Source organism: Thauera butanivorans NBRC 103042, from assembly GCF_001591165.1.
Classification (GTDB): domain Bacteria; phylum Pseudomonadota; class Gammaproteobacteria; order Burkholderiales; family Rhodocyclaceae; genus Thauera; species Thauera butanivorans.
In genome coordinates this window covers 57,008-70,718 of sequence record NZ_BCUG01000020.1, presented here as the reverse complement: position 1 = coordinate 70,718, position 13,711 = coordinate 57,008, and the positions used below count along the sequence as shown (strand labels likewise).

The 13,711-nt window shown below is 68.2% G+C and carries 12 protein-coding genes; 2 read left to right on the top strand and 10 right to left on the bottom strand.

Features of this window, described 5'->3' with window-relative positions; all coding sequences use genetic code 11:
• Both TBU01S_RS09965 and TBU01S_RS09960 read right to left on the bottom strand, forming a co-directional pair.
• Window positions 1-1,302 carry a DUF1329 domain-containing protein gene (locus TBU01S_RS09965; protein ID WP_245650890.1) on the bottom strand — a complete coding sequence of 434 codons (1,302 nt, stop codon included), beginning with the start codon at window positions 1,300-1,302 and terminating at the stop codon, window positions 1-3.
• 307 nt (window positions 1,303-1,609) lie between these two features.
• The gene (locus TBU01S_RS09960) at window positions 1,610-2,800 is read right to left on the bottom strand and encodes an MFS transporter (RefSeq protein WP_068636492.1); all 1,191 of its coding nucleotides are present in this window, start codon (window positions 2,798-2,800) and stop codon (window positions 1,610-1,612) included.
• A 389-nt stretch (window positions 2,801-3,189) separates the two neighbouring features.
• Here TBU01S_RS09960 and TBU01S_RS09955 point away from each other — a divergent pair, with 389 nt between their 5' ends.
• Window positions 3,190-4,335 (top strand): helix-turn-helix transcriptional regulator, encoded by a 1,146-nt coding sequence (locus TBU01S_RS09955; protein WP_068636521.1) that lies wholly within the window; start codon window positions 3,190-3,192, stop codon window positions 4,333-4,335.
• A gap of 218 nt (window positions 4,336-4,553) precedes the next feature.
• Complete coding sequence (locus TBU01S_RS09950) at window positions 4,554-5,354, top strand: aldolase/citrate lyase family protein (RefSeq protein WP_068636491.1); 801 nt, start codon at window positions 4,554-4,556, stop codon at window positions 5,352-5,354.
• 336 nt (window positions 5,355-5,690) lie between these two features.
• On the opposite strand, the gene TBU01S_RS09945 is transcribed toward TBU01S_RS09950, so the two are convergent.
• From TBU01S_RS09945 to TBU01S_RS09910, 8 genes are read right to left on the bottom strand one after another with little or no spacing between them, the layout of a single operon-like run.
• Window positions 5,691-6,152 (bottom strand): nuclear transport factor 2 family protein, encoded by a 462-nt coding sequence (locus TBU01S_RS09945; protein WP_068636490.1) that lies wholly within the window; start codon window positions 6,150-6,152, stop codon window positions 5,691-5,693.
• Window positions 6,153-6,164: 12 nt separating this feature from the next.
• Complete coding sequence (locus TBU01S_RS09940) at window positions 6,165-7,046, bottom strand: SDR family NAD(P)-dependent oxidoreductase (RefSeq protein ID WP_068636489.1); 882 nt, start codon at window positions 7,044-7,046, stop codon at window positions 6,165-6,167.
• A gap of 43 nt (window positions 7,047-7,089) precedes the next feature.
• Complete coding sequence (locus TBU01S_RS09935; protein WP_068636488.1) at window positions 7,090-8,655, bottom strand: amidase; 1,566 nt, start codon at window positions 8,653-8,655, stop codon at window positions 7,090-7,092.
• Between the two features lie 2 nt (window positions 8,656-8,657).
• A complete protein-coding gene (locus tag TBU01S_RS09930) occupies window positions 8,658-9,530 on the bottom strand; it encodes an SDR family oxidoreductase (protein WP_245650889.1) in 873 nt (290 codons plus the stop codon).
• A 21-nt stretch (window positions 9,531-9,551) separates the two neighbouring features.
• Window positions 9,552-10,703, bottom strand: a complete 1,152-nt coding sequence (locus TBU01S_RS09925) for an acetyl-CoA C-acetyltransferase (RefSeq protein WP_068636486.1) — start codon at window positions 10,701-10,703, stop codon at window positions 9,552-9,554.
• Window positions 10,704-10,705: 2 nt separating this feature from the next.
• Window positions 10,706-11,764, bottom strand: coding sequence for an acyl-CoA dehydrogenase family protein (locus TBU01S_RS09920; RefSeq protein WP_068636485.1), 1,059 nt, complete (start codon window positions 11,762-11,764; stop codon window positions 10,706-10,708).
• Window positions 11,765-11,777: 13 nt separating this feature from the next.
• Window positions 11,778-12,947, bottom strand: coding sequence for an acyl-CoA dehydrogenase family protein (locus tag TBU01S_RS09915; RefSeq protein ID WP_068636484.1), 1,170 nt, complete (start codon window positions 12,945-12,947; stop codon window positions 11,778-11,780).
• A 7-nt stretch (window positions 12,948-12,954) separates the two neighbouring features.
• The gene (locus TBU01S_RS09910) at window positions 12,955-13,707 is read right to left on the bottom strand and encodes an enoyl-CoA hydratase family protein (protein ID WP_068636483.1); all 753 of its coding nucleotides are present in this window, start codon (window positions 13,705-13,707) and stop codon (window positions 12,955-12,957) included.
• Window positions 13,708-13,711: the final 4 nt, after the last annotated feature.

Below are 13,711 nucleotides of genomic sequence, written 5' to 3'. Positions count from 1 at the left end.
TCAGTTGCCGACCTGGCGCAAGGCTTCCGGGCCGAACATCGTCGGGTTCATCTTTCCGGCATTCAGGATCGGGCCGATCGGGCGTTCCTGGAAAAGGTTGTGGGCGATGTAGCCCCCGGTGTTCAGGTCGTGGTAGAAGCTGTTGCCGGCGTGCCAGCCCTTGAGATCGAATGCGTAGTAGTGAGCGATGAAAGCGTGCTGCCAGAGCGCGCCCCGGCTGTCGTAATAGTCGGATACCGAGGCTTGCCAGTTATCCTCGTCGAGGAACAGGACGCGCCTGCCGAAAACGTGGCGGAAACCTTCCTTCAGCTTCCCCTCGAGCACCCAGACGCGGCGCAGCTCGTAGCGCAGATAGTCCGGGTTGGCATGATTGGGCTTCAGCAGATCGGCGTACTTGACGTCCTTGCCATGGAGCCGATAGGTGTTGGCCGGAAGATAGATCTCCCGCTTGCCCAGCATCTTCCATTCGTATCGGCCGGGATCGCCGTTCATCAGCCGGTCCTGGTCGATCGTCATCAGCCCGGAAGTGCCTGAAAGCGGCATGTCGTAGCCGTATATCGGCAGCTGCCTGACGCGGCGGGTGCCCGAGTCGTAGTTCCAGGCAAGGCGCTTGTCCTTGCCCAGGTCGACAGGCTCCACGGCCGAGGACACCGAACCGCGGTCACGCACGGGAAGCATCGTCAGCGTCATCGCATACGCCATGATCTTCCCCATCGGCTTGCCGAGCTCCTCGGGCTCGGTGACGACGTTAAGGTTCAGGTTGCGCTGCTGGCCCCAGAAGACTTCGCCCGTCGACTGCACGTTGGCAATGTCGCGCAGGATGTCCTCGGTGAAGGCGATGGCGGGGAAGGTCGTGTTCACGAGCAATTCCATGGCCTGCCCGGGAATCGGGAAGGGCGGCGTGCCCTGGTAGCCGGTGTATCCCGGGCCGCTCCCGATCAGCTCCGCCTCGAGCGCATTCCTGCGCGCGACTTCACAGACCTTGTCGTCGTACCTGAAGTCGCGCCTGCCCTCGTACACTGGGATCCTGAACGTGGGATAGCGACGGAACATCTCCTGCTGGCCTTCGGTCAATTTATCCGCATGCTTGTCGAAATTGGCCGAAGTGATCTCGAAGACGGGCTTGTCGTCGGGATACGGGTCGACCGGATGTTGACCGGTGTATGGCTCATACTGGACGTGCGGCGGCGTTCCCAGCCATTTCCCTGAAAATGCGGGAATGCTGCCGTCGGCATTCGGGCCGGCCTCGGCCCCAATGCAGGTGAGTTCCTTGCCGAGCTTCGCGGCCTCGGCGGCATCCACCCTGGACAATGCGCTGGTACTCGTGCACAAGAGCCCGACGGATGTCGACAATACGAATAGCGCTCTGGTCCTTCTCATCGTTCGCTCCTTTGGTTTTCGCATTTCCTGAACCGTTCTTTTGATTGTTCAGTTCCCCGGCGCCTGACCATGGAATGTCCTAGCCACCTCCCTGGCGGACGAAAGCGTCTCGGCAGGCGCACCGAGACCTTTGGAAAAAATGGTTTCGGCGCTCACGATGCCGATCGTGAACGACCGGGAAGCCCGCAAGCGGCAATGCCGCAGCCCCACCGGAAAAGGCAGCCGGTGCTCATTTCCCGTGGTTCTCGAATGCGACGCCGTGCTGCATCCGGCGCGGCGCGCGGCGCAGCATGGCAAGCGGCAGCAGGGCCAGCGCCATCAGCGCCGCGCACAGCGACACCGGCAGCAGGTAGCTTTTCGTGGTGTCGACCAGATGGCCGAAAAGCATGGGGCCGAGCGCAGCGCCGAGGCCCGAGATCAGGTTGCCGATCCCGAGCAGGCTGCCGAAACTGCGCTGCCCGGCGAATTCCATCAGCAGGGTGGGCGACATCTGGTTGACCAGATTGAATGTCGTCCCCCAGGCCAGCACGAACAGCACGATCGCCGCCAGTCCAAAGCCCGGATGCGATGCCTGCAGCAGGCACAGCAGGCCGATGCTGCCGATGACGATGCCGAGCGCCAGGGTGCGCCCCGCGCCTTGCCGCGTGCTGAGCGCGCCGAACGACAGGCTGCCGGCGATCGTCGCCGCGGCGATCGCCCCGTAGGCCGCGGCAGCCTGCGCAGCCGAGTAGCCGACGGACACCAGATAGGGAACCAGGCCCATCAGGATGCTGAGGCCGCTCAGCGTGACCAGCAGGAACATTGCGATCCACAGCCAGTAGTGCGGCATGCGCAGGACCTCGCCGGCCCCGCGCCCGCCTGTCTCGGCCGCCGCCGCGCCGCCCGCGCCCGATGCCCGTGCGGGCATGCGCACCAGGCCCAGCAGCAGGGGCACGCAGACGGCGAGGATGGTGACCGCCCCGGCCTGCATCGCAACGCGCAAGCCCAGGACTTCGACCATGCGATTGAGCCCGATCGGCAGCACCGTGCCTCCGGCGGCGACCACGGCGAGCAGGATGCCGAATGCCAGGCCCTGCCGTCTCGGCGAAAACCAGTGCGACACGAGGATGAAGGACGGCACGTAGGTCGATGCGCCGACGCCGGCGCCGCAGAGGGCGATGGCGGCAGTGAATGACGCGAGATCGGCGCTGTGGGCGGCCGCCAGGTAGGCCAGCCCGGTGACCAGGCCGCCGGTGGCCATCACCGGCCGCGGCGCGACATGATCGAGCAGCCAGCCCGCCGCCGGCATGGCCAGCGTCATGGAGACCATGAATACCGTGGCGATGCGGGCCGCCTGTTCGTGACTGCACTGGAACATCTCGATGATCGGCAGCGTGAAGATACCGAATGCATTGAGCGTGAAGCCGAAGCTGATGCTCATGACAATTCCCAGCCCCAGAACCAGCGTCCAGGCTCCATTCGAATTGGAACTGGAGTTGGAATTGGAATTGGCGAAGCGTGTCATCGATTGGCGGCCTGCATGAATGGCTCGGGAAAAGCGAAGTGGATCTGCAGCGGATTGCGTTTGCAGAGGATTCCGCTGCAAGGCAAATGCCATTGCGCCGGAGCGGAGATTCGTTCCGAGGAAAAGGGCTGGATTCGGCGATGGGAATGCTAGCCAAGGCGCCTGAAGCCGGACAAGTACCACCTGGTACCGGGCACGGCATCCATTTCACGCACATGCCGGACATGCCGATGACGGCCGCTGCCGGCCCCATGGCCATTGCGCTGCCGCTCATGCAAACTGCCCGCCTCGCCAAGGGAACACGAATGAACGACAGTCTTTCCGCCCTGACCGGCCTGATCTACGAAGGCGTTTCCGATGCCGTGCCCTGGCAGGGCTTTGCCGAAGGCTTGCGGGTGGCGCTCGGCGCCCGCAACGTGTTCGTCACGCTGCACCATGCCGACGACGGCGGCCACGACATCTTCGTCGGCGCCTGCGAGCCCGGGGACGACGTCGACTGGGTTGCGGTGGAGAGCACCTACCGGGCAGAGTTCATGGAGGACGACCCCTTCCGGCCCGGCAGCATGGAGCCGGGGCAGCTGGGCCTGCTGAAACCCTCGCAGGGCGGCTCAAGGCGGCACGTCCTTTTCGAGCACCTGCAGATCGCCCGGAGCCTGCGGGCCTGCGTTGCCGAACCCGGCGGCATCAAATGCTGGATCGACGTGGTCCGGAGCATCCGGCACCCCGCCCCATCGTTCAGCGCGGCCGACCTTGCCTTGATGCGGGCCTTGCTGCCGCACCTGACGCGGGCGCTCGGGCTCTATGCCCAGCTGAAGCGGCAGGAAACCGAGAAAGCCATCTACGAGAACATGGTGGAGCACTTCGCCCTGGGCTGCGTCCTGCTCAACGACAAGCGCGAAGCCATCCACATCAACCGCGTGGCATCTTCCATCATCGAGCTGAGCCCGGACGTGGCGCTCGTCCGCAGGCAACTGAGGCTGGGCGACCGGTCGGCCCAGGCGATGTTGAGCGAAGCCATCGACAAGGTGATTTCCGCGCGCCTGCAGGCGGGCTCCGGCGACGGCGGAGAGCTGGTGCGTCTGGGCGGCTGCCAGAGCCGGCTGATCGCCCTCCTCGTCTATCCGGCACCGTTGCTGCACTATTACCGCGGAGGACAGGCTCCCTGCGCCGTCATCTACCTGTCGGACCTCACGGCAAACCTCGAGGCCCTCCGCCCCACCCACGCCCAGTCCCTGAAGCGCATCGGCCTGCTGTTCGGCCTCACCCGGCAGGAAGCGGCGCTGGCCCTGTTCCTCGCCTACGGCAACACCATCGCCGAAGCGGCGCAGCAGATGGGAATCGCCGAAACTGCGGCGCGCAATTACTCGAAGAAGATCTACGCCAAGATGGGCATCGCCAGCCAGGCCGACCTGATCCGCCTGATGCTCCGCAGCATCTCGTTCCTGCGTTAGGCCCAATGCTGTTTCCTTGGCGCCGTTCGCTCTGAGCCTGCCGAAGGGCCTGTCCTGAGCGCAGTCGAAGGGCTCAGCCCGAACGGTATTGGCTCAATCAAGCAGTATTGGCCTTGGGCCCCGCGGTTCCGGGCCGGAGATGTGGAAGCAGGAGAGCAAGACCTGATAGGCTGATCCGTATCAGCAAGCGACGAAAATCCCACGGCACGGAGTCCGACATGAACATCCCGCACAACGAATTCAAGCAGCGCCTGCTGCACGGCGAACAGCAATACGGCCTGTGGCTGGGCCTGGCGCAGACGCTGAGCGCCGAGATCTGCGCCGATGCCGGCTTCGACTGGCTGCTGATCGATGCCGAGCACGGCCCCAACGACCTGCGCAGCATCCTCGCCCAGCTGCAGGTCATCGCCGCCTACGGCTCGCACCCTGTGGTGCGCCCGCCCCACGGCGACCACGTACTGATCAAGCAGCTGCTCGAGACCGGCGTGCAGACCCTGATGATTCCGATGGTGGAGTCGGCGGCGCAGGCCGCGCATCTGGTGCAGGCGATGCGCTATCCGCCGCACGGCATACGCGGCGTCGGCAGCGCACTGGCGCGGGCCTCGCGCTGGGGACGGATCGGCGATTACATGCACACCGCCAACGACGAAATGTGCCTGCTGGTGCAGGTGGAGACCCGCGCCGGGCTGGAGAACCTCGACGCCATCCGCGCGGTGGAGGGCGTCGATGGCATCTTCTTCGGCGCCGCCGACCTCGCCGCCTCCTTCGGCCTGCCGGGCGAGGCCGACCATCCCGACATCGTGCGCATGATCGAGGACGGGCTGCGCCGGGTCAGCGCCCAGGGCACCTGGGGCGGCGTGCTGTGCGGCGACCGCGCGCTGGTGCAGCGCTACCAGGCCGCCGGCGCGCGCTTCGTCGCGGTGGGCGTCGATTCGATGATCCTGTCGGCCGCGACTTCGCAGCTATGCGCGACCTACAAGCCGGACACGGCAAAGGCCGCGACGGCGGCGAGCTACTGAGCTGCCGCCGGGCCGGTCACCTGGCGTTTCTCCCACCTGCCCGTTCTCGGCACGGGCGTTCGCCAAGCTCGACGCTCTGCTCGAATGCGCCAGCGAGGACCAGCTCACGATCAAGATCCGCCAGAACGGCATCCACGCCACGCCGACCTTCATGATCGACGGCCTCGTCGCCGCCGACATGAGCAGCGGCGATGAAGTCGAAGCCTGGCTGCAGAAGCTCGGCCTTGCCTGATCCGGCGCGGAGGAGTTCGAAGCGGAAGCCTGCGCCACGGCGAGGCCGAGGGACGGGCGGCTGAACGGGGCGCGCGCCGAAGCGCGGCCGATGCAGCTCACAGGCTATGCCGCAGGAAGGGGCGTGGCTTCATCCCGCCCGCACTCCACCGCCAGAATCCGCGAGCGCGTCGCCACGATCTTCCACGCCCCGTCGATGCGGCGGTACTCGTCGTCGTACATCACGCCCAGCCGGCGGGTCGCGCCGGTTTCGGCGTCGAGGTTGAAATAGGACAGCGCCCAGCGCCCGCGGGCGTGATCGCCGGCGAGCAGCTCGATTTCCGGGTTGGCGCCGTGGTGGCTGTCGCGCACGCGCGGGTGGCAGGCGAGCGACCGGTAGAGCGCGACGAAGGCGTCGCGGTCCTCGAAGCGGCCGACCGCCTCGTAGTCGATGACGACGGGGCCGGCGGCGAAGCAGTCGCGGATGCTTTCCACCTCCTTCAGATCGCAGGCATTCAGGTAGCGGTGCTTGAGGCTGCGGATCGCCTCCAGCGCTTCGAGGCGGGCGATGCGTCGTTCGAGTTCCATCGTGTGCTCCCTTCAGCTCACCCGCGCCGGATGAAAGGCCGGCGGCGCGCCGAGGATGTTGCGCCAGCTCGGCGGTTCGCGCCCGCCCTCGTCGCGCACGCCGTAACGCTGCGCGAGTTCGGCGGCGATCTGCGTCTGCCCGGACAGCGCGGCCAGTTCGGGATCGCGCCACAGTGCGTGGATGACGCGGCCGACGAATTGCGGGCTCTCGCTGCGCGCCATGAAGTCGCCGTAGGCGTCGCTGCGGCGGCGGGCGGCGATCTCGGTGCGCTCGGTGCGCTGCACGCCGAGCCACAGCGACAGCGCCGCCACGCCCGTACCCTCGAAATCCACCGCCATGTCGGCGGCCATCTTGTCACAGCCGGCCTTCTGCGCGCCGTAGGCCGGGCCGTGCATGTAGCAGCCGGCGCCATACGACGAGGTGAAGGCGACCAACCCTCCCCCCGCCCTCAGCAGCAGCGGCGCGGCATGCCAGGCGGCGACGTAGTTCGAGCGCAGGCCGACGCCGAAGATACCGGCCTGGGCGAGCGGCTTGGTCCAGAAGGGGCCGGGGTCGATCAGGCTGTCGTCGATGTGGATGGCGTTGTTCACCAGGATGTCGAGGCGGCCCTGCTCGCGGCCGACGCGCTCGAACAGCGCCTGCACCTGGGCATCGTCGGCGTGGTCGCAGTGCACCGCGATGCCCTGCCCGCCGGCGGCGGTGACGGCCGCTGCCGCATCGTGGATGGTGCCGTGCAGCACCTCGTCGCCGAGGCGAACACTGCCCTCCACAGTGCTGCGCCCGGTCACATAGACGGTCATGCCGGCGGCGCCCAGCGCCTCGGCGATGCCGCGGCCGACGCCGCGGCTCGCGCCGGTGACGACGGCAACGCCGCGGGATGGGGATGTGTTCATCGGATCTCCTTGCGGCCCGAATGCCGCCTTGTATCGTGCCGTCTCAGACCGGCGGCGGACGACGGTCCGCCCACGGCGCAGCCTCTTCGAGCTGCGCCGCCAGCGCGATCAGCCTTGCCTCGCCGCCGAAAGGCGCGGCGAACTGCGCGCCCACCGGCAGGCCTTCGGCGCTCCAGTGCAGCGGCACCGACATCGCCGGGTGGCCGCTGATGTTGAACATCGACGTGAACGCCGAGGCCAGCACCGCACGCCGGGCAAAGTCGTCGAAAGGCTGGTCGAGCGAGAGTTCGCCGAGCCTGGGCGGCAGCGCCGCGGTGGTCGGCGACAGGATCAGGTCGTAGCGCGAGAACACTTCGTCGAGAATGCGGCCGGCCTGGTCGAAGACCGCGCGCGCGCCGAGTATCTGCCCGGCGCTGTAGTTTTTCGCCTTCTGCATGCTCTGCCAGTCGAGCGGCTCGAATTCGTCCTCGCGCGCCTCGCGGCCGAGCGCCTTCTCGCGCACACGCACGGTGTGCAGCATGCCGCTGGCGGTGACCACGCCCATGCTGCCGGCCATTTCCAGGAAAGGCAGCGCCTCCAGCGACAGCGGCTCGACATGGTGGCCGAGCCCGGCGCACAGCGTCGCCGCCTTGTGCGCCGCCGCCAGGCATTCCGCATGCACGCCCATGCCGAACAGGTTGGCCTCGAACAGGCCGATGCGCAGCCCGCGCGGCGCCTGCGTCAGCGCGGCGAGCAGGTCGGTGACCGACGGCGCGGTGCGCGTGCCGGCCTCCGGCCCCTGGCTGAGCTGCATCAGCAGCGCGGTATCGCGCACGCTGCGGCTGATGACGTTGTGCGCCGACAGCCCCAGCCAGCCTTCCAGTGCGCGCGGCCCCATCGGGATCAGGCCGCGGCTGGGCTTGAGCCCGAACAGGCCGCAGTGCGAGGCCGGGATGCGGATCGAGCCGCCGCCGTCGCTGGCGTGCGCTGCGGGCAGCACGCCGGCGGCGATCGCCGCCGAGGAGCCGCCCGACGAGCCGCCCGAGCTGTACGCCAGGTTCCAGGGATTGCGCGTCAGCCCGAACAGGCGGGACTCGGTGGTCGCGGTCTGGCCGAACTCGGGACTGGTGAGCTTGGCGAAGATGTTCAGCCCTGCCGTCCGATAGCGCTGCACCAGCGTGGAATCGTGGTCGGCCATCGCATCCTTGAAGAAGGCGCAGCCGTTGGTGGTCACCGTGCCTTCGAGGGCGACGCCGAGGTCCTTCAGCGCGAAGGGCACGCCGGCCAGCGGCGGACGCGCTTCGCGCTCGGCCTTGCCGGCGCCGTCCAGCGCCCGCGCATGCGCGCGGGCGAGTTCGTAATGCGGCACGGCGACGGCATTGATGGCGGAACGGGCTTCGACGCGGGCGAGCGCGGCTTCCAGCACTTCACCGGGGCGAATGTCGCCGCGCCGGATCAGGCCTGCGATCCCGATCGCATCCCAGCTTTCGTACTCCGGCAGCGGCAAGGCCGCGACCTCGCCAGCCGCTGCCGCCCCGGCAAGCCCCAGGCCGCTTGCGGCGGCGCCGCCCAGCGCCGCGCCGGCCTTCAGAAAGTCACGGCGCCCCTGCGCCGGCGCCTGCCCGGTCATGTTCAGCTACCCCACACCTTCTGCGCCGGCACGGCCTGCTTCATCAGTTCGTCGACCATCGCACCGGCTTCGAGCGGCGTCAGGCGCGCGCCCTTGTCCTGCTGCGGGCCGGTGCGCCAGCCGTCGCACACCGAGATGCGCCCGCCCTGGCTCTCGAACACCTGGCCGCTGACGTGCGCGGACAGCTCGCTGCCCAGCCACACCACCAGCGGCGCGACGTTCTCCGCCGCCCACAGGTCGAAGCTGCCGTCCTCGGGCTTCTTCACCACGTCGGCCATCGCGCTCTCGGTCATCGAAGTGCGTGCGGACGGCGCGAGCGCATTGGCGGTGACGCCGTAGCGCGCCATCTCGGCCGCCTGCACCAGGGTCAGCGCGGCGATACCGCCCTTCGCCGCGGAATAGTTCGACTGCCCCACCGAGCCCTGCAGGCCGGCGCCGGAACTGGTGTTGATGATGCGCGCGGCGATCCTGTTGCCGGCCTTGGCCTGGTCGCGCCAGCGCCTGCCGAGGATGTTCGCCAGGCAGAAATGGCCCTTCAGGTGCACCCGCATGACCTGGTCCCAGTCGTCCTCGGACAGGCTGACGAACATGCGATCGCGCAGGATGCCGGCATTGTTCACCACCACATGCACTTCGCCGAAGGCCGCCAGTGCGGCATCGACGATGCACTGCGCGGTTTCGATGCGGGTGATGTCGTCGGCGTTGGCGATGGCCTTGCCGCCCGCGGCGGCGATCTCCGCCGCCACCGCGTCGGCGGCTTCCCTGCGGATGTCGTTGACCACCACGTTCGCGCCCTCGGCGGCGAAGGCCAGCGCATAGGCGCGACCCAGCCCGCCGCCGGCGCCGGTGATGATGACGGTGCGTCCTTCACACATTCCCATTGCAGTCTTCTCCGCTCACAGTTTCTCGATGATGGTGACGTTGGCCTGGCCGCCGCCTTCGCACATGGTCTGCAGGCCGTAGCGCCCGCCGCTGCGCTCCAGCTCGTGCAGCAGGGTGGTCATCAGGCGCGCGCCGGTGGCGCCCAGCGGATGGCCCAGGGCGATGGCGCCGCCGTTCGGGTTCATGCGCGCCGGGTCGCAGTCCAGCTCCTTCTGCCAGGCCATGACGACCGAGGCGAAGGCCTCGTTGATCTCGACCACGTCGATGTCGCCGATGCCCATGCCGGCCTTCTTCAGCGCGGCGCGGGTGGCGGGGATCGGCGCGGTGAGGTGCCAGATGGGGTCGTCGCCCATCACCGACAGATGATGGATGCGGGCGCGCGGCGTCAGGCCGTAGCGCTTCAGCGCGGCCTCCGACACCACCAGCAGCGCGGCCGAGGCATCGCAGGTCTGGCTCGACACCGCGGCGGTGATCGACGGATAGGCCGGGCCGACCGGCTCGAGTCCGGCCATCTTCTCCAGCGTGGTGAGGCGCGGCGTCTCGTCCTTGTCCACGCCTTCCAGGCCGACGATCTCGCGCTCGAAGCGGCCTTCGGCGATCGCGGCCAGCGCGCGGCGATGGCTTTCCAGCGCGAACACCTCCATGTCATGGCGGCTGAGCTGCCAGTGGTCGGCGATGCGCTGGGCGGAATAGAACTGGTCGACCGGCTGGTCGCCGAAACGCGCCTTCCAGCCCTTGCTGCCCGAGAACGGGTCGGGAAAGCCGAGCGGCTGGCCGGCGAGCATCGCCGACGAGATCGGGATCTGCGTCATGGTCTGCACGCCGCCGACCGCGACCACGTCCTGGGTGCCGCTCATCACCGCCTGGGCAGCGAAATGCAGCGCCTGCTGCGACGATCCGCACTGGCGGTCCACCGTGGTGCCGGGCACGTTCAGCGGCAGACCGGCGGCCAGCCAGGCGGTGCGCGCGATGTCGCCCGCCTGCGAGCCGATGGTGTCGACGCAGCCGAAGATCACGTCGTCGTATTCCTCGGCCGGGATCGCGTTGCGCTCGACCAGCGCGCGCAGGACATGCGCACCGAGGTCGATCGCATGCACGTGGGACAGGCCGCCCTTGCGCTTGCCGGTGGGGCTGCGCAGGGCATCGACAATGTAGGCTTGCGCCATCTTCATTCCTCGAAAGTGTGGCCCGGGCCGAGAGCGGCGCCGTCGGCCAGGATCGCGTCGGCGACGCGGGACTTGTGGAAGCCGCGGTCACCCCAGGATGCATCGAGCGCCCAGGCGCGCTTCATGAACATCTGCAGATCGACTTCCCAGGTGTAGCCCATCGCGCCATGGACCTGGATGCCATGGCGCGCCGCCAGCCAGGCGGCCTCGCCGCAGGCGAGCTTGGCATGCGAGGCGCGCGCGTCGGCGCCGGCTTCGTCGCGGGCGAGTGCGTAGGCGGCGCGGTACAGCACCGGCTTGGCGAATTCGATGCGGGTGGCGACATCGGCAAGGTGGTGCTTGACGGCCTGGAAACTGCCGATCGGCTTGCCGAACTGCTTGCGCTGGGCGGTGTAATCGACCGACAGGTCGAGCATGCGCTGCGCCAGGCCCAGGAGCTGGCCGGCGACCGACAGGGTGCCGCGGTTCAGCGTCTGCGCCCACAGCGCGCGGCCGGCATCGCCGTCGGCGAGCATGGTGGCCGCGGCCGGCGCCCAGCTCACGCGGGCGAGGCGGCGCGACAGGTCGATGCTGGGATTGGCCTCGATCCCGACTTCGGCGCGCGGCACCGCATGCACTTCATCGCCATGGGCGAGCAGCAGCAGGTCCGCGGGGCTGGCGTCGGCCACCAGCGGGTTGATCGGATGGCCGACGGCGATGCGGATGCTGCCTTCGGCAATGCGTCCGAGCCATTCGCCGCGTGCGCCGGCGCCCTCCGCCAAGGTCTTGATCAGCCCGGCGGCGACATAGGCGGTATCGGCGAGCGAATCGGGAATGGCGTAGTAGCCCAGTTCCTGCGTCATCAGCGCCCAGGCGACATCGTCCATGCCGAGGCCGCCGCAGTCCTCGGGCACCGACAGCGAGGTGAGACCCTGCTCGGCGATGTTCTTGCGCAGGGAGGGAGAACGTCCGCTGTCGGTCTCCCAGATCTCGCGCAGCATCTCGGGCGCGGCTTCGGTCATCAGGAAACGGCTCACCGCCTCGCGGAAAGTGAGCTGGTCGTCGGTGAAAGTGAAGTCCATGGCCGGCCTCTTCTTACTTCGGCAGGCCGAGCATGCGCTCGGCGATGATGTTGCGCTGGATCTCGTTGGTGCCGGCATAGATCGGGCCGGCCTGGGCGAACAGGAAGCCGTCCAGCCAGCGCGCGGCATCGACGGACGCCGGTGCGTCGCCGGTCAGTTCGCCGCGGGCACCGAGGATGCGCATCGCGGTTTCGTGCATCTTCAGGTCGAGTTCGGACCAGAAGATCTTGTTGGTGCTGGCCTCGGCGCCGATGCGCGCGCCCTTCGCCAGGCGGCCGACGGTGTGGTAGGCCGACAGTGCGTAAGCTTCGGTGCCGGTCCAGGCTTCGATGACGGCATCGCGGATGGCGGGGTCGCGGTCGGCCACTTCGCGGTTGGCCTTGTACAGCTCGACCAGCTTGCGCGCGGTGTATTGGAAGCGTGCCGGCGAGCGCAGCAGCAGGCCGCGCTCGAAGCCGGCAGTGGCCATCGCCACATGCCAGCCCTGGCCTTCCTCGCCGATGCGGTTGTCTACCGGCACCTTGACGTCGTCGAAGAAGATCTCGGCGAAGGCCTGCTTGCCGTTCAGGGCCTGGATCGGGCGGATCGTCACGCCGGGCGCGTCCAGCGGCACCGCCAGGTAGGACAGGCCGTGGTGGCGGCTGGAGGTCGGGTCGCTGCGGAACAGGCCGAACAGCCAGTCGGCGAAGCTCGCCCGTGTCGACCAGGTCTTCTGGCCGTTGAGCAGGTAATGGCTGCCGTCGGCCGACAGGATCGCCTTGCTGGTGATCGCCGCCATGTCGGAACCGGCATTGGGCTCGGACCAACCCTGCGCCCACATGTCCTCGCTCGAAGCCATGCGCGGCAGGAAGCGCGCCTTCTGCGCCTCGGTGCCGAACTCGATCAGGGTCGGGCCGAGCAGCAGCTGGCCGTTCTGGTTGACGCGCATCGGCGCGCCGGCACCGTAGTACTCCTCTTCGAAGATCAGCCATTCGATGAGGTCGCAGCCGCGGCCGCCGAGCGCCTCGGGCCAGATCACCATCGACAGGCGGGCGTCGAACAGCTTGCGCTCCCATTCGCGGTGCTGCTCGAAGCCCTCGCGGGTGTCGTAGCTGGCCAGCGGCTCGCGCGGCAGGTTGGCCGCGAGCCAGGCGCGCACTTCCTTGCGGAAGGCTTTCTGCCGGGGGGTGTAGGCGAGATCCATGGTGTCCTCAGAACTGGGCTTCGCGTTTCTCGACGAAGGCACGGCGGGTTTCCGCCGAGTCCGGGCTGGTGTAGGCCTGCAGCGTGAAACCCTGTTCCCAGCGGTACTTGTCTTCCAGGTTGCCGTCCTCGATGCCGTTCAGCGCCTCCTTGGCGATGCGGATCATGGCCGGGCTCTTGGCGGCGATCTTGCGCGCGATCTCGAGCGCGGCCTTACGCAGCTCGGCCTTCGGCACGACGCGCTCGATGAAGCCGTAGCGCTCGGCTTCGGCGGCGCCGATTTTGTCGCCGGTGAAGAACAGATAGCGCACCTTCTGCACCGGGAACAGGCGCTGCAGGTGGGCGCCGCCACCCATCGCGCCGCGATCGACTTCGGGCAGCGCGAAAGTGGCGCAGTCGGAGGCGACGACGATGTCGGCCGCGCCGGTGATGCCGATGCCGCCGCCGAGCACGAAACCGTGCACCGCGACGATGACCGGCACCGGGTTGCGGTGCACCGCCTTGAAAGTGGCGTAGTTGCCGCCATTGACGGCGACGATGCGCTCGGGGTGGGCATCGAGTTCCTTGATGTCCACGCCGGCGCAGAAGCCGCGGCCTTCGGCGCGGATCACGATCACGCGCACTTCGGGGTCGTGGCCGAGTTCGTCGATGCGCCGCGCCAGCGCGAACCACTCGCTGCTGTCGAGCGCATTGACCGGCGCTTTGTCGATGACGAGTTCGGCGATGCCGCCGTCGATGCTTGTCTTGAATGCCTGGCTCACGTTA

What these genes read in the sequence shown, in the direction of transcription:
- TBU01S_RS09960 (WP_068636492.1), bottom strand. Translation starts at nt 2,800, where the DNA reads ATGAGCATCAGCTTCGGCTTCACGCTCAATGCATTCGGTATCTTCACG.
- TBU01S_RS09955 (WP_068636521.1), top strand. Translation starts at nt 3,190, where the DNA reads ATGAACGACAGTCTTTCCGCCCTGACCGGCCTGATCTACGAAGGCGTT.
- TBU01S_RS09950 (WP_068636491.1), top strand. Translation starts at nt 4,554, where the DNA reads ATGAACATCCCGCACAACGAATTCAAGCAGCGCCTGCTGCACGGCGAA.
- TBU01S_RS09945 (WP_068636490.1), bottom strand. Translation starts at nt 6,152, where the DNA reads ATGGAACTCGAACGACGCATCGCCCGCCTCGAAGCGCTGGAGGCGATC.
- TBU01S_RS09940 (WP_068636489.1), bottom strand. Translation starts at nt 7,046, where the DNA reads ATGAACACATCCCCATCCCGCGGCGTTGCCGTCGTCACCGGCGCGAGC.
- TBU01S_RS09935 (WP_068636488.1), bottom strand. Translation starts at nt 8,655, where the DNA reads ATGACCGGGCAGGCGCCGGCGCAGGGGCGCCGTGACTTTCTGAAGGCC.
- TBU01S_RS09930 (WP_245650889.1), bottom strand. Translation starts at nt 9,530, where the DNA reads ATGTGTGAAGGACGCACCGTCATCATCACCGGCGCCGGCGGCGGGCTG.
- TBU01S_RS09925 (WP_068636486.1), bottom strand. Translation starts at nt 10,703, where the DNA reads ATGGCGCAAGCCTACATTGTCGATGCCCTGCGCAGCCCCACCGGCAAG.
- TBU01S_RS09920 (WP_068636485.1), bottom strand. Translation starts at nt 11,764, where the DNA reads ATGGACTTCACTTTCACCGACGACCAGCTCACTTTCCGCGAGGCGGTG.
- TBU01S_RS09915 (WP_068636484.1), bottom strand. Translation starts at nt 12,947, where the DNA reads ATGGATCTCGCCTACACCCCCCGGCAGAAAGCCTTCCGCAAGGAAGTG.